Origin of the sequence: Sphingomonas azotifigens NBRC 15497, assembly GCF_002091475.1 — a bacterium.
Taxonomy (GTDB): Bacteria; Pseudomonadota; Alphaproteobacteria; order Sphingomonadales; family Sphingomonadaceae; genus Sphingomonas; species Sphingomonas azotifigens.
Map to the genome: position 1 here is coordinate 62,369 of NZ_BCTR01000001.1, position 20,973 is coordinate 83,341.

The following is a 20,973-nucleotide window of genomic DNA, read 5'->3' on the forward strand; positions in this document are numbered from 1 at the left end:
TGCATGGGGTTTTGGGGACCTATCAAGCCGATCGAACGGAGCACGGGTTCCAATGCGCATCGGCTGCGCCCCAGCCTGTCCTGGCCGCATCTGATCGCGCTGGGGGTCGGCGCGATCGTCGGCACCGGCATCTACACGCTGACCGGGGTCGGCGCCGAGCGGGCAGGGCCTGCGGTGATCCTCGCCTTCGTGATTGCAGGTGCGGTCTGCGCCTGTGCCGCGCTTGCCTATGCCGAGCTGGCGACGATGATCCCCGCCGCCGGCAGCGCCTATACCTATAGCTACTCCGTGCTCGGCGAGACGATCGCCTGGGTGGTCGGCTGGAGCCTGATCCTCGAATATTCGCTGGCCTGCTCGGCGGTGGCGGTCGGCTGGTCCGGCTATCTGGTCGGCTGGCTGCAATCGGCGGGGGTGCATCTGCCGCCGCTGCTGCTCCAGGGGCCGCATGCCGGGGGTCTCGTCAATCTGCCGGCGGTGCTCGTCTCCTTCGCGATCGCCGGTATGCTGATGCTCGGCACCCGCGAGAGCGCGACGCTCAACATCGTGCTCGTTATCATCAAGCTCGTCGCGCTCGCCGTGTTCGTCGCGCTGGCGCTGCCGGGCTTCGACGCCGCCAACTTCCACCCCTTCCTGCCCCACGGTTTTGCCAGCCATGCCGAGGGCACCGCGACGCGGGGCGTGATGGCGGCGGCCGCGATCGTGTTTTTCGCCTTTTACGGCTTCGACGCCGTTGCGACCTCCGCCGAGGAAGCCAAGAAGCCGGGCCGTGACCTGACCATCGGCATCGTCGGTTCGATGGCGCTGTGCACCACCATCTATATCCTCGTCGCGGTCGCCGCGGTGGGTGCGATGTCCACCACCACGCTCGGCAATTCGCCCGAGCCGCTGGCGCTGGTGCTGCGTACGCTCGGCCACCCTTTCGCCGCCTGGGCGATCGCCGCTGCCGCGCTGGTCGCGTTGCCGTCGGTCATCCTGGTGATGATGTACGGTCAGAGCCGCATCTTCTTCGTGATGGCGCGCGACGGGCTGTTGCCGCGCGCGCTCGCCAAGGTCTCGCCGCGCACCGGCGCGCCGGTGCTGGTCACCGGCATCACCGGACTGTTCGTGGCCGCCGTCGCCGGCTTCCTGCGGCTGGACGAGATTGCCGAGCTCGCCAATGCCGGCACGCTGATCGCGTTCATCGCAGTGGGCCTCTGCATGATGCTGCTGCGCCGCCGCGCGCCCGATGCGCCGCGGATCTTCCGCTGCCCGCAGCCCTATCTGATCGGTACGCTGGCGGTGCTGGGCTGCCTCTACCTGCTCTTCTCGCTGCCGGAGAAGACGCTGGTCCGCTTCCTGATCTGGAACCTCGCCGGTCTTGCCGTCTATTTCCTCTATGGCCGCGCGCGCAGCGTGCTGGCGCGCGGCTGAGGGCCTACCCGTTCAGCTGGCGACGCAGATCGGCGAGGGTGCCTTCGATGTGCGCACGCGCGAGAGCGCGGGCCCGGGGACCGTCGCCCTTCTCCCACGCGTGGATCAGGTCGGCGTGCTCCAGATGCGCCCGGTCCTCGCGGCCGGCAGGCTCGAGATGCTTGTGGACATAGCGCTCGGAAAGGATCTGCAGCCGTTCGACCAGTTGGGTGGTGAGCAGCCGCCCGCCGGGGCGAACCAGCGCCATGTGGAAGTCACGGTTGCGCGCTGCCACCTCCTCGAGATGTTCGCCCGCGGCGATGTCGAGCGCTGCCAGCGCCTCGCGCGCCGCGGCGCGATCGGCGTCGGTCGCGCTCGCCGCGCCGGCGGCTACCGCATCCGGCTCGATCGCGAGGCGCAGCGCGTAAATTTCCTCGGCCTCGCCCGAGGACATGGCGCGCACGAAATAGCCCCGGTTCGCTTGGCCGATCAGCAGCCCTTCCTGCTCCAGCCGGGCCAGCGCCTCGCGCAGCGGAATCTTGCTCACCCCCAGCTGGTTGGCCAGCGCATCCTGGCGGATCGCCTGATCGACCGGCAGCTTGCCGGAGACGATCTGCTCGCGGACGATCGTGAAGATCTGCTCCGAAAGGGTGCGGACGACGATGCTCATGCAGGCTTTCCCACGTACGGAAACAGATATGGCGGCCACGCAGTGCGCCCCATTGGCAGGCGCATTTTGACAGTGGGGCTATAAAATACAGTATACCTGCGATACAAGTCTGGCAAGGCAAAGCTGATGCAGCGCAATATGATAGTGATCGGTGGCGGGATCGTGGGGCTGGCGAGTGCGCTGGCGCTTGCCCGTGCCGGTTGGCAGGTGCGGCTGGTCGACGCCGACCCCGATCGTCAGGCTGCGTCCTGGGGCAATGCCGGCCATATCGCGATCGAGCAGGTCACGCCGCTTGCCTCCTGGGCAACCGTGCGAAGCCTACCCCGCCGCCGCTTCGGGGCAGGGGGCGCCGTCGCACTGCCGGCGGCGGCGTGGCGGCGATGGCTGCCGTTCGGGCTGAGGCTGCTCGGCGCCGCGCGGCCGGGCAGTTTCGTCCGGGGGCAACGCGCCTTGTCCGGGCTGCTCGCCGGGGCCATGCCGGCCTGGCAGTGGTTGGCCGATAGCCTCGACGTGCCGGATCTGTTGCAAGTGCGCGGCCATATGATCGCCTGGCACGGCGCTGCCGCGGCGGCAGCGGGCAGGCGCGCCTGGACGACTGCCGAGATCGGAACCGCGACGTTCCGCGACGCCACGGTCGCGGAGCTGCAGGCGCTGCCCGGCCCGTCGGCAGCAGGTGCGATCCGATTCACCAATACGGCCCAGATCGCGGACCTAGGCGTGCTGGATCGCGCACTCCGCGCTGCCCTGGCGGCGGCAGGCGGCACGATCCTGCCGGGCCGGGCGACGTTGCACCTTGCGGGCGACGAGGCACGGGTCCTCGTCGACGGCGTCGCACTTGCCGACATGGATCAGCTGCTGGTCACCGCCGGCGTCGCCTCGGGCCGGCTGCTGGCGCCGCTCGGACACCATGTCCCGATCATTGCAGAGCGCGGCTATCATCTGCGCGCGAGCGACCACGACTGGCCCGCCGATCTGCCGCCGCTGGTGTTCGAGGAGCGCGCGATGATCGTCACGCGCTATGCCGGCTGCGTGCAGGTGGCGAGCTTCGTCGAGTTCGCCGATATCGACACGCCGCCCGATCCGGCCAAATGGGAACGGCTTGAGGCGCATGTGTCGGCGCTCGGCCTGCCGTTGCGGCCGCCCTTCACCCGTTGGATGGGCGCGCGCCCTACGCTACCCGACTATCTGCCCGCGATCGGTCGCAGCAGCCGCGCCAGCAATCTGCTCTACGCCTTCGGGCACCAGCATCTTGGCCTCACCCTGGCGGCGGTGACCGGCGATAGCGTCGTTGCGCTTGCCGAGGGCCGGGCCCCCGCGATCGATCTGGCCCCGTTCGGCCTCCACCGCTTCGAAGCATAAGGAAGACAGCATGACCATCGGTGGATCCACCGCGGAGCGCGAACTCGCCGCGCTGGCCCTCTGGGCCGACCGGGCCCCCGCGATCACGCTCGCCGAGCGCGAGGGCCGCCTCGCGCGCGTGCGTGCGTACTTGGAGGCGATGGGCGCGCAGGCGCTGCTGGTGAATGCCGGCATGTCGCTGCGCTATTTTGCCGGCGTGCCCTGGGGCGCCACCGAGCGGCTGGTCGCGATGCTGGTGCCCCTGCACGGCGCGCCGATCATGATCTGCCCGCGTTTCGAGCTCGGTTCGCTAACCGCCGACATGGCGTTCGACGCCGACATGCGGCTGTGGGAGGAAGACGAGGATCCCTTCGCGTTGGTCGCCGGCGCGCTGGACGGCGTGACCACGCTGGCCCTCGACCCGACGCTGCCCTTCCAGATGGCCGAGCGCCTCCGCCGCGCCGCGCCGACCGTCGTGCTGGTCGACGGTGCCCCCGCGATCGACGGCTGCCGCATGCGCAAGTCGCCCGCCGAGATCGCGCTGATGCAGCAGGCCAAGAACATGACGCTCGCGGTGCATCACGCCGCCGCCCGCGTCCTCGAGCCCGGCATCACCACCGGCGCAGTCAAGCGCTTCATCGACCAGGCCCATCGGGCGCTGGGGGCGGCGGGCTCGAGCTTCTGCATCGTCCAGTTCGGCCATGCGACCGCCTTCCCCCATGGTCTGCCCGGCGAGCAGGCGTTGGAAGAAGGGCAGCTTGTCCTGATCGATACCGGCTGCACCGTCGAAGGCTATCATTCCGATATCACGCGCACCTATGCCTTCGGCCGGGTGTCGGAGGAAGAACAGGCGATCTGGGGGCTTGAGAAGGCGGCGCAGGCGGCTGCCTTTGCGGCGGCCGAACTGGGCGCGCCATGCGAGCAGGTCGATGCCGCGGCGCGCGCCGTATTGGAGCGGGCAGGGCTGGGTCCCGACTATCGCCTGCCGGGACTGCCCCATCGCACCGGCCACGGCATCGGCCTTTCGATCCATGAGCCTGCCTATCTGGTCCGCGGCGACCGCACGCCGCTCGACGTCGGCATGTGCTTCTCGAACGAGCCGATGATCGTCGTGCCCGACCGCTTCGGCGTGCGGCTGGAAGACCATTTCCATATGACCGAAACAGGCCCGCGCTGGTTTACCGAGCCGCAGCTTGCTATCGATCGGCTGGGGTAAGGGGGACCATCCATGGGCGCACGCTACGAACCGGTGCATCGGGAGCGCTTCGTCGTCGAGACTACGGCCGAGGGCGAGCGGATACGGATCAAGGCGCCGCGCCACATCTTCGTGATGCTGTTCCTGCCGTTCTGGCTGGTGCTGTGGACGCTGGGCGGCATCGCCGCGATGACGCAGTTGCTGACGAACTTCGAGCTGTTTCTCGTTGTCTGGCTTTGCGCATGGGCGCTCGGATGGTGTGCGGCGGCGGGAACGCTCGCCTGGATGTTCACCGGCGCCGAGATCATCGCCGTGCGGGGCAGGGACATCGAGATCGCGCACACCGCTCTCGGCCTTTCGCGGCGCTGGCTGTATCAGGGCGCGCAGATCCGCAATCTTTCGGTGGCACCGCAGCCCGCCTGGCCGTTCCAGTTTCGCTGGCAGGTGCCGTTCCTCGCCAACCAGCGCAACGGCGCGCTCAAGTTCGACTATGGCCCCCGCACCCTCTATGTGGGCGCCGGGTTGGACGAGGGCGAGGCGCGAATGATCGTCGAGCGCCTCGGCCGCATCCTGCCGTCCGCCGCTGCCTAGCGGCTGTTCTTCAGGCGCCGAAATCCCACGCGCGGGCAACCCCGCCCGCGCACTTCGCGCCTGCCGGCTCGAACGTCACCACGACCATGCAAGTATCGAAGATCGACCCTCCCTTGATTCCTTGGGTGGGTGCAGGCGCCTGTGCCATCACCGGCTGACACGCGACCGCGCAGACGGCACCAGGCGCACCACCAGCGGCGCGGACTCCAGCGGCAGCGCGGTGCCGCCCCGTTCGGCGGTGCCGCCCTCCACCGTGTAGCCGCGCCCCGCGGTGGTCTTTTCCAGCCGCACCAGCGCGCGCGGGGTCATCGCGGTGCGCGGGTCGAGGGTGAGCGTTACCGCGCCCGTTGCCGGCACGTAGCGGGCGCTGGCGATCTTGCCGGCGTCCAGCGTGATCCATAGCCCCGCCGGTGCGACGAACAGCCGGCTGCGTGCGCCGTCCTTGGGCTGAATCGTCACCGCATCGGTTGCGACGCGGACATTGCCGCCATAGCCGAGCCAGCCGAACACCGGGTCCTTCACCAGATAGGTCGCCGCAGCATAGGCATGGGCGAAATAGCCCGAGCCATAGTCGCCGGTGTACGGATCCCAGGCCATCCGGTCCGGCCAGCTGTGGAACGCCGCCGAGCCGAAGCCGTCGCGATCGATATTGGTGATGCCGCCCATCAGCCCGCCATAGGCGACGCGCAGCAGGTGCAGGTCGCTGGGGTCGGCGCGGAACGCCTCGAACAGCGGCAAGGCGTTGTTGGTCGAGCCATAATGGTGGATCTGGCGCTCGATCCGCGGATATTTGCCGCCATAGAGGAAGTCCCAATAGCGCCGGGCATTGCCGTTATAGCCCCAGTGCGGGATCAGCGGGTCATAGCCGAGGATCACCTCCACCGTTTCTGCCGCCTGTCTGGCATGGCCGAAATAGCGCATCCAGGCATAGACTTCGGGCTGGCCGGTCGAATCCCACGCCATCTCGCTGCCGAACGGATAGGCGAGCCCCTTCCAGTGATCGGCGCGGCTCTTCATCAGCGCCTCGATCTGGGCCGCGCCGTCGGTGATCCCCTCGCGCTTCAGATCGTCGAGGATGTCGACGAAGACATTCCCCTCCATCTGGCCGAACTGGGTGTAATAGGGCGCGTCGCGCATCATCGCGACGATCGTCAGCCGGGCATGGTCGAGATACCAGCGCCAGTCATGGTGCGTGACGAGCCCCGGATGGTTGCGCGCCAGCCGATAAAGCGTCCAATAGCCGAGCGCGACGTGCGGATAGTTGAACGAGCGGCCGAGATCGCCCGCATCCTTCTTCGACCAGCTGGTCCAGCTCTTCCAATTGGCGGCAGGGTCGTAATAGTTGGGGAAGGCGGCCGGATCATAGTAGAACAGGCTCTTCTTGACCGCGCCGATATGCGCGCCCTCGGCCAGCTGGAGCTTGCCGAAGATGGTCTTGTCGACGAGCGTTTCGAGCTTCTCGATCTCGGCCGGATCGGGGTTGTCGAGCTGCTTCATGATCGCCGCGATCCAGCCGCCGGCGCCGCCTTCGTCGCTCATCCCCGCGATCCACACGCGCGGTTCCTGGGTGAGCAGCTTGCCCGCCTCGCGATCGTAGCTGAGGATCGCGGGCGCGCGGCCGAACGGGTCCTTGGGATCGTCGAACCACTGTTTGGTCGTGGCGAAGCGGCCGAGATCCGCCATCGCCCTCTCAAGCGGCTTGGTGACGAAATACTGGACGGTCTGCACGGTGCCGTCGGCATAGGTGATCGTCACGCGGGCGCGGCCCCAGCCGGTGCCCTTCACCGCATAGCGCCGCCAGCCATTCACCACGCCTGCCGCCGTGACGGTCAGCGCCCCCGCGGGCGACACGTCCACCTTGGCGACGGGCTGGGCATAGTGAAGAAAAAGCGCTGCCTCGAGGTCGTTGGGCACGACATAGCCGGGCACGCCGAGCGCGGCCGGGCGGCCGTTTGCGATCAGTTCCGACTGGATGCCGCGGATCGACGGCGCCTGCACCAGCCGCACGCCGACCTCGCGCGCCTGCCCGGGGGCGAGGGTGAAGCTGGTCGGCGCGTTCCACTGCTCGCCCGCCTGGTGCCATTCCTGCTCGACGAAGCCCTTGGAGGCGACCGTCCAGTCGTAAAAGCCTTCGGAAACCTGGCTGCGCGGGCTTTTCTCGGTGAAGATCGCGCCCGGCTCGCGCGGATTCTTGAGCGGCGCGTAATTCTCCAGCGGCGATTTGCCGTCGGGCAGCACCAGCAGCGCCGGGCCCTTGCCGTTCAGCCGGGTGACCTGGAGATAGCCCGCGTCGCGGCCGATATAGGGATCGACGAAGCTGGCCTGGGCGTGGGCGGTCTCCAGGTTGCGGTCCTGGATGATGTTGTCGAACACCATCGGCATGCCGAGGCCGCCGATCTCGACCGGCGCGTTCGAGGTGTTGACCAACCGGAAGCGCAGCACCGGCACGCCGCCTGCCGCCACCCAGCGGCGCTCGACGCGGAGCGGCACGCCATCGCCCATGCTTGCGGTGATGTCCGCTGCGGCGATCACGCCGGGGGTCAGCGGCAGTGCGGCGATCGGCTTGCGCGCACGCGCCGAGGCGAAATCGCGCCACGCGCCGCCGGGCGTGCGCAGGCGCAGATTGAGGTCGCCGATATGGTTGTAGCCGTCCCCCTGCCGTTCCGCCTCGCGGCCGCCGGGCACGAAATCGAAGCCGGGTTCGGCGGCGGGGGACAGGCGCGCGAGCGTGCCGGTGTCGCTGCGCAGTTCGAGCAGGAAGGCGCCGACGCGCGCCGGCGTGGTGCGGATCGGCGGATAGACCGGCTTCGCGGCCTGCTTTTCCTGGGCGAGGAGCGGGGCGGCGAAGGGCAGGCTGCTCACCCCGGTGAACGCGGCGGCGGCAAGGATCAGGCGGTGGGCTCGCATCGGGGACCTCATTGTTCGGGACGCAGCACGGGCAGTTCTTCGCGCCAGGCGGGCGTGTCGAACGTGACGTCGGCGGGCGGTGCCTCGCCAAGCAGGTTGCGGACGAAATAGTCGCGGAACTTGCGCCAGAAGAAGGGCTGGTAGACCGCGTGGGTGGTGTTGGGCAGCACCACCATGTCGACGTCGCGGCCGGCCCAGATCAGCGCGGTGGCGAGCTGGAAGCTTTCGGTGATCGGCACATTGTCGTCGATGTCGCCGTGGATCAGCAGCAGCTTGGCGCCGAGATTGGGTGCGGCGACCATGTTCGAGTTGCGCGCCCAGTCATTGGGGGTGGCGGCGCCCATCGTCACCTCGGGCCACCAGGCCTTGTCGAGCCGCAGGTCGTGGTTGCCCGACGAGGCGACGCCGACCTTGAAGAAGCCCGGCCGGCGGATCACGAAGCGCGCGGTATCATAGCCGCCCGCCGAGCCGCCGAACACGCCGACGCGCGATAGGTCGAACTGCGGGTAGCGATCGGCCATCTGGCGGATCAGCGCGATATGATCGTCGAGCCCGACTTCGCCGAGATTCTGATAGGCGTGCATGCGAAAGGCGCGTCCCCGGCGCGAGGTGCCGCGTCCGTCGATCGTCACCACGATCGCGCCAAGCTGGGCGACGCTGGAGCCGGGTGCGAACACCGTGCCGTTCCAGCTGACCGGCACCTGGGTGGTGGTGGGGCCGGTATAGACATTGTCGATCACCGGGTAGCTGCGGTTCGGATCGAACGCGACCGGACGGTAGATCATGCCGTAGATCGGCGTCTTGCCGTCGGCGGCGACGCCCTGGAACGGTTCGGGCAGACGGTATCCGCTGGCGAGCAGGGCGGAGGGATCGGCACGGCCGATTTCGGCGAGGATGCGGCCGTCCACCGCGCTGCGCACGACGGTGCGTGTCGGCAGTGCGGGCGTCGACATCGCGTCGATGAAGGTCTTGCCGTCGGGGGCCGTCACCACCTCGTGGTTGACCGGCTCGGGCGTGAGCAGCACCGGCTGTTCGCCGCGCAGGCTGACCCGGTAGAGCGCGCTGTAATAGGGGTTGCGGTCCTTCTCGCGGCCGACGCCGGTGACCAGGATCGCGCCCGCTGCCGCATCGACGTGATTGACGGCGATCACTTCCCAGTCGCCGCGGGTGAGCGGGATGCCGCCTTGCGGATCGTCGGGACGGACCAGATAGAGCTGTGCCCAGCCGCTGCGTTCGGACACCGAAAGCTCCCCGCCCAGCTCGGGCGCGGGGCGCAGGAAGCTGGAGACGACCGACACGTTGGGCGTGAGCGCTTCGCGCGCCACCACCGCCGCCGCGCCGGTTTCCGGATCGGCCTGGTAGACGGCGACCTGCTTGTAGCCGCGCTCGGTCCATTGCGCGCGCACCTTGCCGCTCACCCAGTTCATGTCGGGGTCGGCGGGGTAGAGGATCGACTCGCTCGGGATGTCGAGCTTCACCGGCCGCGCCTTGCGGCGGCGGAGCGCCTCCTCGACATCGACCACGTAGCGCGTCGCCTGGGGCAGCTTCTCGGCGCCGGCAAGCGGGTAGATGTAGCGGAAGGTGCGCGGATAGATGCTGCCGGGCGGCGTTGCCTGGACGATGCCGAGCCGGATCACGTCGCGGGTATCGAGCCGCCAGGTGAGGATCCGCTTGCTGTCCGGCGACCAGCGGATCGACACCGGCATCTTGGGGTCTTCGGTACCTTGGGCGAGGATGTCCGCCAGCTGGGGGATGCCGCGGCCATAGGGCTGGTCGCGCGTGCCGTCCTCGGTCAGCGCCACCTCGCGGCCGCTCGCGACCTCGACGGCGAAGAGGTTGAAGTCGCGCGCGACGATGCGGAAGCGGCCGTCGGGCGAGAGCGCATCCTCGCCGTCCTGACCGCCCTTGGGGGCGGGGGTGAGGGTACCGTCCGCGGCCCAGATCCAGCGCTTGCCGAACGCGCCGAACTGCAGCGTGGTGCCCGAGACCTGCGCGTCCTCGATCGGCAGCGCCGCGGGCTTGAGTGTCTGGCCGGTCGCCTTGGCGAGTGCGGCGGCAATCGCTGCCTCGGGCGCGAGGTCGCGCGACCGGCCGGTGGCGAGCTCGAAATAGGCGATGGACCGCTCGCCCTCGCGACCGTGGCGATAGACGATGCCTGCGCCATCGGTGGTATAGGCAGCGCGCAGGCTGCGATCGACGATCAGCTTGGAGAGCCCGTCCCCGAGATAGCGATCGGCCAGCGCATAGCGCGCCTCGATCGGCGCCGTCGCGGTGACCGGTGTTGCGGCTTGCGCGATGGCGAGCGGCGACAGCAGCGCCAGCGACGCAACGGCGATGCCGAGCCGGCTTGCCGACGCGCCACGCGCGCACAGGCTGGTGGTGCCGATCCGGTGCAATACAGGCATGTGCGATCCCCTTCGTACCGCCGGGATAGACCATGGGACTACCGGGGCGTCAACAATATTATACGGTATATAATGGCCTGGCGTTGTGGAATGGGTGCTTGACCCTACGGACCGACCTTCGTAGATCGTATACGATATCAGGGGGACGAGACATGCGCCGCACGCGACGGGAAATCTTGGCAGGCACCGGCACGGTGCTGCTGGCAGCCGGCGCGGCACCGGCGGTGGCGCGTGCGGCCGCCGATGGTGCGTTGCCGGGCAAGCCCACACCGCTGCCCTTGACCGCGATCCGGCTGCGACCGTCCGATTATGCCACGGCGGTGGCGGTAAACCATCGCTATCTGCTTCGGCTCGAGCCCGATCGGCTGCTTCACAATTTCCGCAAATATGCCGGGCTTGAGCCCAAGGGCGCGCTCTATGGCGGGTGGGAGAGCGACACGATCGCCGGCCACACGCTCGGCCATTATCTCTCGGCGCTTGTGCTCACCTGGCAGCAGACCGGGGATGGCGAGATGCGGCGACGGGCCGATTACATCGTCGCCGAACTGGCCGAAGCGCAGGCGAAACGCGGCACCGGCTATGTCGGCGGGCTGGGGCGCAAGGGGCCGAACGGCACGATTGTCGACGGCGAGGCGATCTTCCCCGAGATCATGCGCGGCGAGATCAAGTCGGGCGGGTTCGATCTCAACGGCTCCTGGTCGCCGCTCTATACCGTCCACAAGCTGTTCGCCGGGCTGCTCGACGTCCATGCGGGCTGGGGCAACCCGCAGGCGCTGCAGGTCACGCTGGGCCTTGCCGGCTATTTCGAGAAGGTGTTCGCCGCGCTCGACGACGCGCAGATGCAGCAGATGCTCGGCTGCGAATATGGCGGGCTGAACGAAAGCTATGCCGAGCTCTATGCCCGCACGCGCGACGCGCGCTGGATGGTGGTCGCCAAGCGGCTGTACGACAACCGGGTGCTCGACCCGCTCAAGGCACGCGAGGACAAGCTCGCCAACTTCCACGCCAACACCCAGGTGCCCAAGCTGATCGGGCTCGCGCGGATCCACGAGCTGACCGGCGATGCCGGCGATGCCACCGCTGCGCGCTTCTTCTGGGAGCGGGTGACGCAGCACCACAGCTTCGTGATCGGCGGCAATGCGGATCGCGAATATTTCGCCGCCCCGGACAGCATCGCCCAGCACATCACCGACCAGACGTGCGAGCACTGCAACACCTACAACATGCTCAAGCTGACCAGCCATCTGTTCGCCTGGCAGCCGGACGGCGCGCTGTTCGACTATTATGAGCGCGCCCACCTCAACCATGTGATGGCGCAGCAAAACCCGAAGAATGGCGGCTTCACCTACATGACCCCGCTGATGAGCGGCGCCGAGCGCGGCTTCTCGACCGCCGACGACGATGCCTTCTGGTGCTGCGTCGGATCGGGGATGGAAAGCCACGCCAAGCATGGCGAGGCGGCGTTCTGGGAAGGCGAGGGCGCGTTCCTCGTCAATCTCTACATCCCGGCCGAGATCGACTGGAAGGCGCGCGGGGCGAAACTCGTGCTCGACACCGCCTACCCGTTCGAAGGCACGGCGACGCTGACGCTGGCGCGGCTCGCCCGGCCAGGCCGTTTCCCGCTGGCACTGCGCGTGCCGGGCTGGGCGAGCGGCAAGGCGATCGTGACGGTGAACGGCAAACCGGCGGGCGCGACCTTCGAGCGCGGCTATGCGATCGTCACGCGCAGCTGGAAGGCCGGCGACGCGCTGGCGATCACCCTGCCGATGGCGCTGCGGCTGGAGGCGACACCGGGCGACGACAGCGTCGTTGCGGTGCTGCGCGGCCCGATGGTGCTCGCCGGCGACATGGGCTCCAACGCCCCCCAGCCCTGGAACGGCACCGATCCCGCACTGGTCGGGCAGGACCTGCTCGCCGCCTTCGCCCCCACGGCGGTGCCGGCGGTGTACGAGACCAGGGGCGTGGTGCGGCCCGGCGACCTGCGCTTCGTGCCCTTCTACCGGCAATATGCGCGGCGCAGCGCCGTCTATTTCAAGCGCTTCACCGAGAGCCAGTGGAAGACCGAGGAAGCCGCCTTCCTCGCCGAGCAGGCCCGGCTGAAGGACGTGGCGGCGCGTTCGGTGGACGTGATGCATCTCGGCGAGATGCAGCCCGAGCGCGACCATGACCTGCGCTCGGAGATTTCCTACCCCGTCTCCTATCGCGGGCGGCAGGGACGCGATGCACGCTCGGGCGGCTATTTCGACTTCACGATGAAGGTGAAGGACGGCCCGTTGCTGCTCCAGGCAACCTATTGGGGCGGCGAGCGCGACCGCGATTTCGACATCCTGGTCGACGGCGTGAAGATCGCCACCCAGCACCTCAACGACCGCGAAAACCCGGGCAGGTTCTACGACGTCACCTATCCGCTGCCCGAGGCGCTGACCAGGGGCAAGAAGAGCGTGCGCGTCCGCTTTGTGCCGCACGACCGCAACACCGCCGGGCCGGTGTTCGGCGTGGTGCTGTTCACCGCCAAGCCGTGAGCGCCGCTGCCGGGGAACAGGGCGTCGCACTGACGCTCGACGGGGTCGGTGCGCTGGCGCGGCGGGTCCTGCGCGCCGCCGGCCTGGCCGAGGACCATGCCGAAGCGGTCGCCGCGACGATGGTGGCGGGCGAGCGGGACGGCTGCGCCTCGCACGGCATCTATCGGCTGCTCGTCGCGGCGAACACCATCGCCAAAGGCAGGGTGGTGCGCGATGCCGTGCCGGTGCTCGCCGAGCCGGCCAGGGCGCTGGCCAAGGTGGACGGCGGCGGCGGCTTCGCCCAGCTGGCCTTCGAGCGGGGCAAGCCTGCGCTGATCGCCAAGGCGCGCGCCTTCGGCATCGCGGCGCTGGCGCTGAACAATGTCGTCCACTTCGCGGCGCTCTGGCCGGAAGTGGAAGCGCTGGCGGGCGAGGGACTGGTGGCGCTGGCCTTCACCCCCAGCCATGCCTGGGTCGCGCCCGCCGGCGGCACCCGGCCGGTGTTCGGCACCAATCCGATCGCCTTTGGCTGGCCGCGACCCGCGCCGCAGCCGCCCTTCGTCTTCGATTTCGCCACCAGCATGGTTGCGCGCGGCGAGATCGAGCTGCACCGCCGCGCCGGCAAGCCGGTGCCCGCGGACTGGGGCATCGATGCCGAGGGCCGCCCGACCACCGACCCGGTCGCGATCCTGGACGGCGCAATGCGCACCTTTGGCGGGCACAAGGGATCGGCGCTCGCGACGATGGTCGAGCTGATCGCCGGGCCGCTGATCGGCGACCTGACCAGCGCGGAATCGATCGCGGCCGATGGCGGCGCCGGCGCCTCGCCGCTGGGCGGCGAACTGATCGTCGCGATCGACCCCGCCGGCTTCCTGGGCGACGCCGTTGCCGACCATCGCGCCCGCGCCGAGGCGATGTTCGATGCCATCGAGGCGCAGGGGGCAAGGCTGCCCTCGTCGCGCCGCTACGCCGCGCGCGCCCGCAGCCTTGCCGAGGGCGTGCGCATCCCCGACAAGCTCTATGCCGATATCCTGGCGCTGGAAGCGAACCTTACCGCATGAAACCGATCCTTCTCCTCTCTGCCGCCCTGCTCGCCACCGCCGCCGCGCCGGCGCCCAAGCCGGCCCGTTCGGTGAGTGCCGACGCGAAGCTCAAGGCGATCATCGACGTCGAGTACAAGTGGCGCACGACCCAGCAGGGCCCCGGCGAGGACAATCGGGCGACGCAGGGGGGGCTGCCCAATGTCGGGCCCGCGGCGCAGGCCGCTCGGCTCGCGCGCTGGATGGCGGTGTCGCGCCAGCTCGCGGCGATCGACCCGGCGAAACTGACGCCGAAGGGGCGGGTCGACTATCTGGTCTACAAGGGCCAGATCGACGCGCTGCTCGCGGAACAGCGCTTCCGCGACTATGAAAAGCCGCTCACCTCCGACACCAGCTTCTGGAGCGACATCGCCGGCGCGGCGCGCGATGCCTTTGTCCGCGAGGACCAGTACCGCGCGTACATCAAGACGCTGCGCAGCATGCCGCGCTATTTCGACCAGAACATCGCCAACATGCGCGCCGGGCTTGCCCGCGGCTTCACGCCCCCCAAGGTGACGCTGACCGGCCGCGACATGGGCGTGGCGCAGGTCGTCGAGGCACCGGTCGAGCAGAATCTCTACTACACCCCGTTCCAGAAATTCCCGGGCGCGATCCCCGCCGCGGTGCAGGCCGAACTGCGGCGCGAGGGCGCGGCGGCGATCCGCGAGGCGGTGATCCCGGCGCACCAGACGCTGCTCGCGTTCCTGCGCAAGGAGTATATCCCCGGCGCGCGCACGGCGCTGGCGGCGACCGAACTGCCCGACGGCAAGGCCTATTATCAGTCGAAGATCCGCGAATATGTGACGCGCGACATGACCGCCGAGCAGGTCCATGCCGTCGGTCTGCGCGAGGTGGCCAAGATCCGCGCCGAGATGCTGACGGTGAAGGCGCAGGCCAAGTTCGACGGCGACCTGCCCGCTTTCCTCAACTTCCTGCGCACCGATCCGCAATTCTACGCCAAGACCCCGCAGGAACTGCTCTACCACGCCGCCTGGGCGGCCAAGCAGTTCGACGGCAAGGCCGGGCAATATTTCGGCCATCTGCCGCGCCGCCGCTTCGCGATCGTGCCGGTGCCCGACGATCTTGCGCCCTTTTATACCGGCGGGCGCGGCGGGCCGGGGATCTATCTGGTCAACACCTACGATCTGAAGTCGCGGCCCTTCTACCAGCTGACCGCACTGACTCTCCACGAGAGCGCACCGGGCCACGCCTTCCAGATGCCGCTGGCGAACGAGAACAAGGATCTGCCGCCGTTCCGCCGCGACACCTATCTCTCCGCCTATGGCGAGGGCTGGGCGCTCTATTCGGAGAAGCTCGGCGTCGAGATGGGGATGTACGAGACGCCCTACGACCAGTTCGGCATGCTGAGCTACCAGATGTGGCGCGCGGCGCGGCTGGTGGTCGATACCGGCATTCACGCGATGGGCTGGACCCGCGAACAGGCGCAGGCGTTCCTGCGCGACAACACCGCGCTCAGCGACCACGAGATCGAGACCGAGGTCGATCGCTACATCGCCTGGCCGGGACAGGCGCTGAGCTACTACATGGGCGAGCTGGCATTTGTGGAAGCCCGGGCGCGCGCCGAGAAGGCGCTGGGGCCGAAGTTCAACATCCGTGCCTGGCACGATGCGATGCTGCAACTGGGGTCGGTGCCGCTGACCGTGATCGACAGCCGCACCGACCAGTTCATCCGCGAGGGCGGCAAGGGACCCTATCCCGACGAGGAATGATCCGCTGCCTCTCGGCGGCAATCAGCGGCGGGCCGTCGCCAGATGGTCGTGCACCCCCTCGCCGGGCGCGAGCGTGAGATCGGCGAGGACGTGCGTCGCCGAGACGACCTGCCATGCGTGGGCGTCTTCAGACACTGCCCGGGGCGACCGCAACCGCCCGATGTCGCGGAGGGGTGGAGCGCCGAACAGGCGGCGATATTCGCGGCTGAACTGCGATGGGCTGTCATAGCCGACGCGGAAGCCCGCTTCTGCCGCGTCAAGCCGGTCGGCCAGCATCAGCGCCCGGGCTTCCTGCAACCGCAGCTGCTTCTGATATTGCAGCGGGGTCATCGCGGTGGTGCGGCGGAAATGGTCGTGGAAGCTCGACAGGCTCATGCCGGCAAGGGCTGCAAGCTGCGGCCCGCTGAACGGCTCGCGGAAATGGGCCTTGAGCCAGGCAATGGCCTGGGCGATCTGGCCGATGCGGCTTTCGCTGCTGGCGATCGCGCGCAGCATGCCGCCGCCCGGCCCGGTCATCAGCCGCACCAGCAATTCCCGCTCGATCAGCGGCGCGAGCAGCGGCGCGTTCGCCGGATCGCCGAGCAGCGCCGTCAGCCGGGTTGCCGCGTCGATCAGTTCCGGCGTCATCGGGTGTAGCGTCATTGCGGCGCCATCCGCCGCGGCCGCCGATGGGGGCGGCAGGGTCAGCGCGATCTCCGAGAGCAGGGCGGGGTCGAGATAGAGGCAGAAGCAGAGATAGGGCGCATCCGCGCTGGCCTGCGTCACGGCGCCGGTGATCGGCAGGTCGAGCGAAGCGACGAGATAGCTGGCAGGGCCATAATCGATCACGGCGTTGCCGAGCAGCACGCGCTTGCCCCCCTGCGCGATGATGCACAGCGCCGGGCGCTGGACCATATGCACCGGCTCGCCGCTCTGGCCCGAGCGGACCAGCGCAAGGCGCGGGATGGACGTGTCAAGGATGCCGTCGCGCTCGGCATATCGGGCAATCTGCCCCGCCAGTTCCCGATGCGCCATCATCGCCTTTCTCCCCTTGGTTCAGATCGGCAACCTAGAGGGCTGGTGGCTACCGATCCAGCCCGCACCTGCTGATCTGGAATATCGTGCAATCATTCCGCACGACCGTTCTACCGCCCGCCGACCCTATCGCGGCATTCAGGGGACGTCGGATCGAGGGTTCGGTCCGTCTGAACCGGAGCGACTATCATGGGTATCGAGAACAAGGTCATCGCGATCACGGGCGCCAGCAGCGGCATCGGCGAAGGCACGGCGCGGTTGCTGGCGGCGCGCGGCGCGAAGCTGATGCTGGGCGCGCGCCGCACCGATCGGCTCGCCGCGCTGGCCGAGGAACTGAACGCGGCGGGTGGCACGATCGCTTTCCGGTCGCTCGACGTCACCGACCGCGCTGATTTCGAGGCGTTCATCGCCGCGACGGAGGCCGACTATGGCCGGATCGATGTGCTGGTCAACAATGCGGGCCTGATGCCGCTCTCGCGCTTCGACAGCCTGAAGGTGGGCGAGTGGGACCGGATGATCGACGTCAACATCCGCGGCGTCCTGCACGGCATCGCCGCTGCGCTCCCGCGCTTCAAGGGGCAGGGCGGCGGCCAGTTCGTCAACCTTTCCTCGATCGGCGGCTATGCCGTGTGGCCGACCTGCGGCGTCTACAGCGCGACCAAATATGCGGTGCGTGCCATCTCCGAGGCGCTGCGCATGGAGCATGACGACATTCGCGTCACCATCATCGCGCCGGGTGTGGTGGAATCGGAACTGGCCCACACGATCACCGATCCGGTTGCAGCCCAGGCGATGGTCGATTTCCGTGCGATCGCGCTCACGCCGGACGCGATCGCCCGCGCCATCGCCTATGCGGTGGAGCAGCCGGCGGATGTGGACGTCAACACGCTGATCGTCCGGCCGGTGCGCTCGACGATCTGACGCGGAGGGACGCGCGTTCGTGCCCCGCTCCTTTTCGCATCAACGGCCCCTCCCGCGAGAGGGAGGGGCCGATCCTGCGTCTTACGCCGTTGCGCCGCCATCGATGTTGAGCGTCGTGCCGGTGATGTAGCTGGCATCCGGTCCGGCAAGGAACGCGACCGCGCCGGCGATCTCCTCGACCTTGCCATAGCGTCCCAGCGGGATGGCGCCCAGCACCTGCCCCGCGAATTCGCTGTCGGCCGGGTTCATGTCGGTATCGATCGGCCCCGGCTGGATGGTGTTGACCAGGATGTTGCGGAGCGCGAGGTCCTTCGCCCAGCCGCGTGCCAGCGCCGCCACCGCTGCCTTGGTCGCGCTGTAGACCGTGGTTGCCGGGAAGGCCATCTCGCCCGAGATGCTGCCGATCAGGATGATCCGCCCGCCGTCGCGCAGGTGCGGCAGTGCCGCGCGCGTGCCGACATGCAGGCCCTTCACATTGACGCCGAACTGGCGATCATAGGTGTCGTCGGTGTCTTCGGCGACCGTGGAGAATTCGGCCACGCCCGCATTGTGGACGAGGATATCGATCCCGCCCAACGCGGCCGCCGCCGCTTCGACGCCGGCGCGCTGGGATTCCGGATCGCCGGCATTGGCCTGGAAGGCAAAGGCGGTGCCGCCCGCGCTTTCGATCGCTGCCACGGTGGCGTCCGCCGCCGCCTTGTTGCCGGCATAGGTAATCGCAACCGCGGCGCCATCGGCCGCCAGTCGCTTGGCGATTGCGGCACCGATACCGCGCGATCCGCCGGTGACGAGCGCCTTCTTGCCCTGAAGTGACATGTGGATTCTCCGAAATTATGGCCCGCGATCACGGCGTCGTGCGCTGTCGGCGGAGAGGGATATGGCGCGTCCGTTCAACAGTTCAATATTCCCGAACTATTAAATTCATTGCGACGCCTTATATCGAGCGCATGGCCCGCTTCACCCACCCACGGCTGGAAGACGTTCCGCTCGACCTGGCGCTGCACGCGCTGGCCGATCCCAATCGGCTGGAGATGGTCGCGCGGCTGGCGGCGGCCGAACGGTTGCGCTGCTCGGATGCGGCGCCGTGCGAAGCGATCCCCAAGAGCACGCTGTCCAATCATCTCAAGCTGCTCCGCGCGGCGGGCCTGATCGAGACGACGCAGGCGGGCCGCGAGATGATCAATACCCTGCGGCGATCGGAGTTCGATCGCCGCTTCCCGGGCCTGCTCGATGCGGTGCTCGCCAATCGCCCTGCCTGATCACCTGCCGATCGCGTCGAGCCGGGTCACAGCGTCCTGGGATAGCGTCAGCGATGCCGCTGCCAGGTTTTCGTGGAGATGCGCCACCGACGCGGTGCCCGGGATGAGCAGGATGTTGGGCGATCGCTGGAGCAACCAGGCGAGTGCCACCTGCATCGGCGTCGCGTCGAGCTGTGCCGCAACCTCGGACAGGGTTGCCGATTGCAGCGGACTGAAGCCGCCGAGCGGGAAAAAGGGCACATAGGCGACCCCTTCCGCCGCCAGTGCGTCGATAAAGGCGTCGTCGTCGCGGTGGGCAAGATTGTACTGGTTCTGGACGCAGACGATCTCGGCGATCTCCCGAGCTTCCTCGAATTGCGTGCGCGTCACGTTGCTGAGCCCGATATGGCGCACCAGCCCTTGCCGCTGCAGGTCCGCCACCGCCTTGAGCGGGGCGGCGAGCGATCCCTCCGTCGGGCCATGGACGTCGAACATCAGGCGGAGATTGACGACGTCCAGCGCCTCCAGCCCGAGGTTGGCGAGATTGTCGTCCACTGCGCGGGCCAGTTCGTCGGGCGCGAAGGCGGGGAGCCAGGATGCATCATCCCCCCGCCGTGCGCCGATCTTGGTGACGATCAGCAGGTCCTGCGGGTAGGGGGACAGCGCTTCTCGGATCAGCCGATTGGTGACGTGCGGGCCGTAGAAGTCGCTGGTGTCGAGGTGGTTCACCCCTGCCGCCACCGCTGCCCGAAGCACGGCCAGGGCCTGGTCGTGGTCTCGCGGCGGTCCGAACACGCCGGGCCCGGCGAGCTGCATCGCACCGTAGCCGAGCCGCTTCACCTTGCGTCCGGCGAAGGCGTAGGTGCCTGCTTGGTCGATCATCCGAATTCTCCTTTGCTCCGCTGGAGATACGGCTTGCCGACAGGCGCGATAAGTTGGAGGGATCCGCACGGGCTGTACGGAAATCCGAACGATGAAGGCCGATCTTGCCGACCTTAACGCATTCCTCGCGGTGGCGCAGGCGCGTGGCTTCCGCGATGCGGCACGCGCCATAGGGTCGAGCGCATCGACGCTGAGCGAGGCGGTACGGCGACTGGAGACGCGGCTGGGCGTCCGGCTGCTCCATCGCAGCACGCGGAGCGTGACGCCAACCGAAGCGGGAACCCGGCTGATCGAGCGGCTGGCCCCGGCGCTGGGTGAGGTCGAGGCCGCGCTCGACGTCGTCAACCTGTTCCGCGATCGCCCGGCTGGCACGCTGCGGCTCAACGTGCCGGTGAGCGCGGCACGGCTAGTGTTGCCGCCCATCCTGCCGGGCTTCCTTGCCGCCTATCCCGATATCCGCGTCGAGATCGTCGCCGAGGACGGCTTTGTCGACCTGGTGGCATCGGGGTGCGACGCCGGCATTCGCTATGACGAGCGGCTGGAACAGGACATGATCGCGGTGCCGATCGGCCCGCGCGTGCAGCGTTTCGCCACGGCGGCGGCGCCGTCCTATCTAGACGCACGCGGGCGGCCCACCCATCCGCGCGACCTGCTCGGCCATGCCTGCCTGTGCGCGCGCTTCACCAGCGGGGCGTTGACCAGCCCTTGGGAGTTCGAGCGTGACGCCGAGCTCGTCCGGATCGAGCCGCAGGGCCCGCTGATCGCCAGTGTTGCCGGCGCGGTGGATCTGCTGGTCGACGTGGCGGTCGCAGGCGGCGGCATCCTCCATCTGTTCGAGGATTGGCTGCGTCCCGCACTGGAGAGCGGCTCGCTCGAGCCCGTGCTGCCGGAGTGGTGGCAATCCTTTTCCGGACCCTTTCTGTATTATTCCGGCCGTCGCCTCGTGCCGCCGCCGCTACGCGCGTTCCTCGACTTCGTGCGCGGCTAGCTGCACCGGCCGGACTGCGCCCAAAGGCGGTGATCAGAAGCGCATGCAAGCGAGCCGCCCCCGGCGCGAACCGCGAGGAGCGGATTATCGGAAAACGCGAAGCGTCCTGTCCTTGCAGTGCTGGC

General features: G+C 68.6%; 16 protein-coding genes. 10 read left to right on the plus strand and 6 right to left on the minus strand.

Annotated features, from left to right (window positions below; genetic code table 11):
- Window positions 1-3: 3 nt before the first annotated feature.
- Entirely contained in the window at window positions 4-1,410 is a 1,407-nt protein-coding gene (locus SAZ01S_RS00235; protein WP_084578889.1) for an amino acid permease, read from the plus strand.
- Between the two features lie 4 nt (window positions 1,411-1,414).
- On the opposite strand, the gene SAZ01S_RS00240 is transcribed toward SAZ01S_RS00235, so the two are convergent.
- The gene (locus SAZ01S_RS00240) at window positions 1,415-2,059 is read right to left on the minus strand and encodes a GntR family transcriptional regulator (protein ID WP_084578891.1); all 645 of its coding nucleotides are present in this window, start codon (window positions 2,057-2,059) and stop codon (window positions 1,415-1,417) included.
- A 126-nt stretch (window positions 2,060-2,185) separates the two neighbouring features.
- Between SAZ01S_RS00240 and SAZ01S_RS00245 the strand changes: the two genes are divergently transcribed.
- From SAZ01S_RS00245 to SAZ01S_RS00255, 3 genes are read left to right on the plus strand one after another with little or no spacing between them, the layout of a single operon-like run.
- A complete protein-coding gene (locus tag SAZ01S_RS00245; protein WP_084578893.1) occupies window positions 2,186-3,418 on the plus strand; it encodes an NAD(P)/FAD-dependent oxidoreductase in 1,233 nt (410 codons plus the stop codon).
- A gap of 10 nt (window positions 3,419-3,428) precedes the next feature.
- On the plus strand, window positions 3,429-4,613 hold the full coding sequence (locus SAZ01S_RS00250; RefSeq protein ID WP_084578895.1) for a M24 family metallopeptidase: 1,185 nt from the start codon (window positions 3,429-3,431) through the stop codon (window positions 4,611-4,613).
- A gap of 12 nt (window positions 4,614-4,625) precedes the next feature.
- Window positions 4,626-5,183, plus strand: a complete 558-nt coding sequence (locus tag SAZ01S_RS00255; protein ID WP_084578897.1) for a hypothetical protein — start codon at window positions 4,626-4,628, stop codon at window positions 5,181-5,183.
- A gap of 147 nt (window positions 5,184-5,330) precedes the next feature.
- Here the strand turns inward: SAZ01S_RS00255 and SAZ01S_RS00260 are convergent, their stop codons facing one another.
- Both SAZ01S_RS00260 and SAZ01S_RS00265 read right to left on the minus strand, forming a co-directional pair.
- The gene (locus SAZ01S_RS00260; RefSeq protein ID WP_084578899.1) at window positions 5,331-8,090 is read right to left on the minus strand and encodes a DUF5695 domain-containing protein; all 2,760 of its coding nucleotides are present in this window, start codon (window positions 8,088-8,090) and stop codon (window positions 5,331-5,333) included.
- Between the two features lie 8 nt (window positions 8,091-8,098).
- Complete coding sequence (locus tag SAZ01S_RS00265) at window positions 8,099-10,495, minus strand: S9 family peptidase (RefSeq protein WP_084578901.1); 2,397 nt, start codon at window positions 10,493-10,495, stop codon at window positions 8,099-8,101.
- Between the two features lie 152 nt (window positions 10,496-10,647).
- Between SAZ01S_RS00265 and SAZ01S_RS00270 the strand changes: the two genes are divergently transcribed.
- The 3 genes from SAZ01S_RS00270 to SAZ01S_RS00280 are packed head-to-tail and all read left to right on the plus strand — an operon-like array spanning window position 10,648 to window position 15,805.
- Window positions 10,648-13,017, plus strand: a complete 2,370-nt coding sequence (locus SAZ01S_RS00270) for a glycoside hydrolase family 127 protein (protein WP_139809840.1) — start codon at window positions 10,648-10,650, stop codon at window positions 13,015-13,017.
- The gene (locus SAZ01S_RS00275) at window positions 13,014-14,057 is read left to right on the plus strand and encodes an Ldh family oxidoreductase (protein ID WP_084578903.1); all 1,044 of its coding nucleotides are present in this window, start codon (window positions 13,014-13,016) and stop codon (window positions 14,055-14,057) included. Before SAZ01S_RS00270 ends, SAZ01S_RS00275 begins: the two co-directional genes overlap by 4 nt.
- Entirely contained in the window at window positions 14,054-15,805 is a 1,752-nt protein-coding gene (locus SAZ01S_RS00280; protein WP_084578905.1) for a DUF885 domain-containing protein, read from the plus strand. The genes SAZ01S_RS00275 and SAZ01S_RS00280 overlap by 4 nt, the downstream gene beginning before the upstream one ends.
- Before the next feature lie 21 nt (window positions 15,806-15,826).
- Here SAZ01S_RS00280 and SAZ01S_RS00285 read toward each other — a convergent pair whose 3' ends face one another.
- Entirely contained in the window at window positions 15,827-16,819 is a 993-nt protein-coding gene (locus tag SAZ01S_RS00285) for an AraC family transcriptional regulator (RefSeq protein ID WP_084579270.1), read from the minus strand.
- 189 nt (window positions 16,820-17,008) lie between these two features.
- Here SAZ01S_RS00285 and SAZ01S_RS00290 point away from each other — a divergent pair, with 189 nt between their 5' ends.
- Complete coding sequence (locus SAZ01S_RS00290; protein WP_084578907.1) at window positions 17,009-17,740, plus strand: SDR family oxidoreductase; 732 nt, start codon at window positions 17,009-17,011, stop codon at window positions 17,738-17,740.
- An 81-nt stretch (window positions 17,741-17,821) separates the two neighbouring features.
- Here SAZ01S_RS00290 and SAZ01S_RS00295 read toward each other — a convergent pair whose 3' ends face one another.
- A complete protein-coding gene (locus SAZ01S_RS00295) occupies window positions 17,822-18,556 on the minus strand; it encodes an SDR family oxidoreductase (RefSeq protein ID WP_084578909.1) in 735 nt (244 codons plus the stop codon).
- Between the two features lie 131 nt (window positions 18,557-18,687).
- Here SAZ01S_RS00295 and SAZ01S_RS00300 point away from each other — a divergent pair, with 131 nt between their 5' ends.
- The gene (locus SAZ01S_RS00300) at window positions 18,688-18,999 is read left to right on the plus strand and encodes an ArsR/SmtB family transcription factor (protein WP_084578911.1); all 312 of its coding nucleotides are present in this window, start codon (window positions 18,688-18,690) and stop codon (window positions 18,997-18,999) included.
- Here the strand turns inward: SAZ01S_RS00300 and SAZ01S_RS00305 are convergent, their stop codons facing one another.
- Window positions 19,000-19,860: an aldo/keto reductase family oxidoreductase gene (locus tag SAZ01S_RS00305; RefSeq protein ID WP_084578912.1), complete on the minus strand. Its 861-nt coding sequence runs from the start codon at window positions 19,858-19,860 to the stop codon at window positions 19,000-19,002. It lies immediately after the preceding gene.
- Between the two features lie 91 nt (window positions 19,861-19,951).
- On the opposite strand from SAZ01S_RS00305, the gene SAZ01S_RS00310 reads away from it, so the two are divergent.
- Window positions 19,952-20,848, plus strand: a complete 897-nt coding sequence (locus SAZ01S_RS00310; protein WP_084578914.1) for a LysR family transcriptional regulator — start codon at window positions 19,952-19,954, stop codon at window positions 20,846-20,848.
- Window positions 20,849-20,973 lie beyond the last annotated feature (125 nt).

Excerpts from the sequence above, each read along its gene's own strand:
- SAZ01S_RS00260 (WP_084578899.1), bottom strand. The coding sequence starts at position 8,090 with ATGCGAGCCCACCGCCTGATCCTTGCCGCCGCCGCGTTCACCGGGGTG.
- SAZ01S_RS00265 (WP_084578901.1), bottom strand. The coding sequence starts at position 10,495 with ATGCCTGTATTGCACCGGATCGGCACCACCAGCCTGTGCGCGCGTGGC.
- SAZ01S_RS00245 (WP_084578893.1), top strand. The coding sequence starts at position 2,186 with ATGCAGCGCAATATGATAGTGATCGGTGGCGGGATCGTGGGGCTGGCG.
- SAZ01S_RS00280 (WP_084578905.1), top strand. The coding sequence starts at position 14,054 with ATGAAACCGATCCTTCTCCTCTCTGCCGCCCTGCTCGCCACCGCCGCC.
- SAZ01S_RS00300 (WP_084578911.1), top strand. The coding sequence starts at position 18,688 with ATGGCCCGCTTCACCCACCCACGGCTGGAAGACGTTCCGCTCGACCTG.
- SAZ01S_RS00270 (WP_139809840.1), top strand. The coding sequence starts at position 10,648 with ATGCGCCGCACGCGACGGGAAATCTTGGCAGGCACCGGCACGGTGCTG.
- SAZ01S_RS00290 (WP_084578907.1), top strand. The coding sequence starts at position 17,009 with ATGGGTATCGAGAACAAGGTCATCGCGATCACGGGCGCCAGCAGCGGC.
- SAZ01S_RS00255 (WP_084578897.1), top strand. The coding sequence starts at position 4,626 with ATGGGCGCACGCTACGAACCGGTGCATCGGGAGCGCTTCGTCGTCGAG.
- SAZ01S_RS00240 (WP_084578891.1), bottom strand. The coding sequence starts at position 2,059 with ATGAGCATCGTCGTCCGCACCCTTTCGGAGCAGATCTTCACGATCGTC.
- SAZ01S_RS00295 (WP_084578909.1), bottom strand. The coding sequence starts at position 18,556 with ATGTCACTTCAGGGCAAGAAGGCGCTCGTCACCGGCGGATCGCGCGGT.
- SAZ01S_RS00305 (WP_084578912.1), bottom strand. The coding sequence starts at position 19,860 with ATGATCGACCAAGCAGGCACCTACGCCTTCGCCGGACGCAAGGTGAAG.
- SAZ01S_RS00235 (WP_084578889.1), top strand. The coding sequence starts at position 4 with ATGGGGTTTTGGGGACCTATCAAGCCGATCGAACGGAGCACGGGTTCC.
- SAZ01S_RS00310 (WP_084578914.1), top strand. The coding sequence starts at position 19,952 with ATGAAGGCCGATCTTGCCGACCTTAACGCATTCCTCGCGGTGGCGCAG.
- SAZ01S_RS00250 (WP_084578895.1), top strand. The coding sequence starts at position 3,429 with ATGACCATCGGTGGATCCACCGCGGAGCGCGAACTCGCCGCGCTGGCC.
- SAZ01S_RS00285 (WP_084579270.1), bottom strand. The coding sequence starts at position 16,819 with ATGGCGCATCGGGAACTGGCGGGGCAGATTGCCCGATATGCCGAGCGC.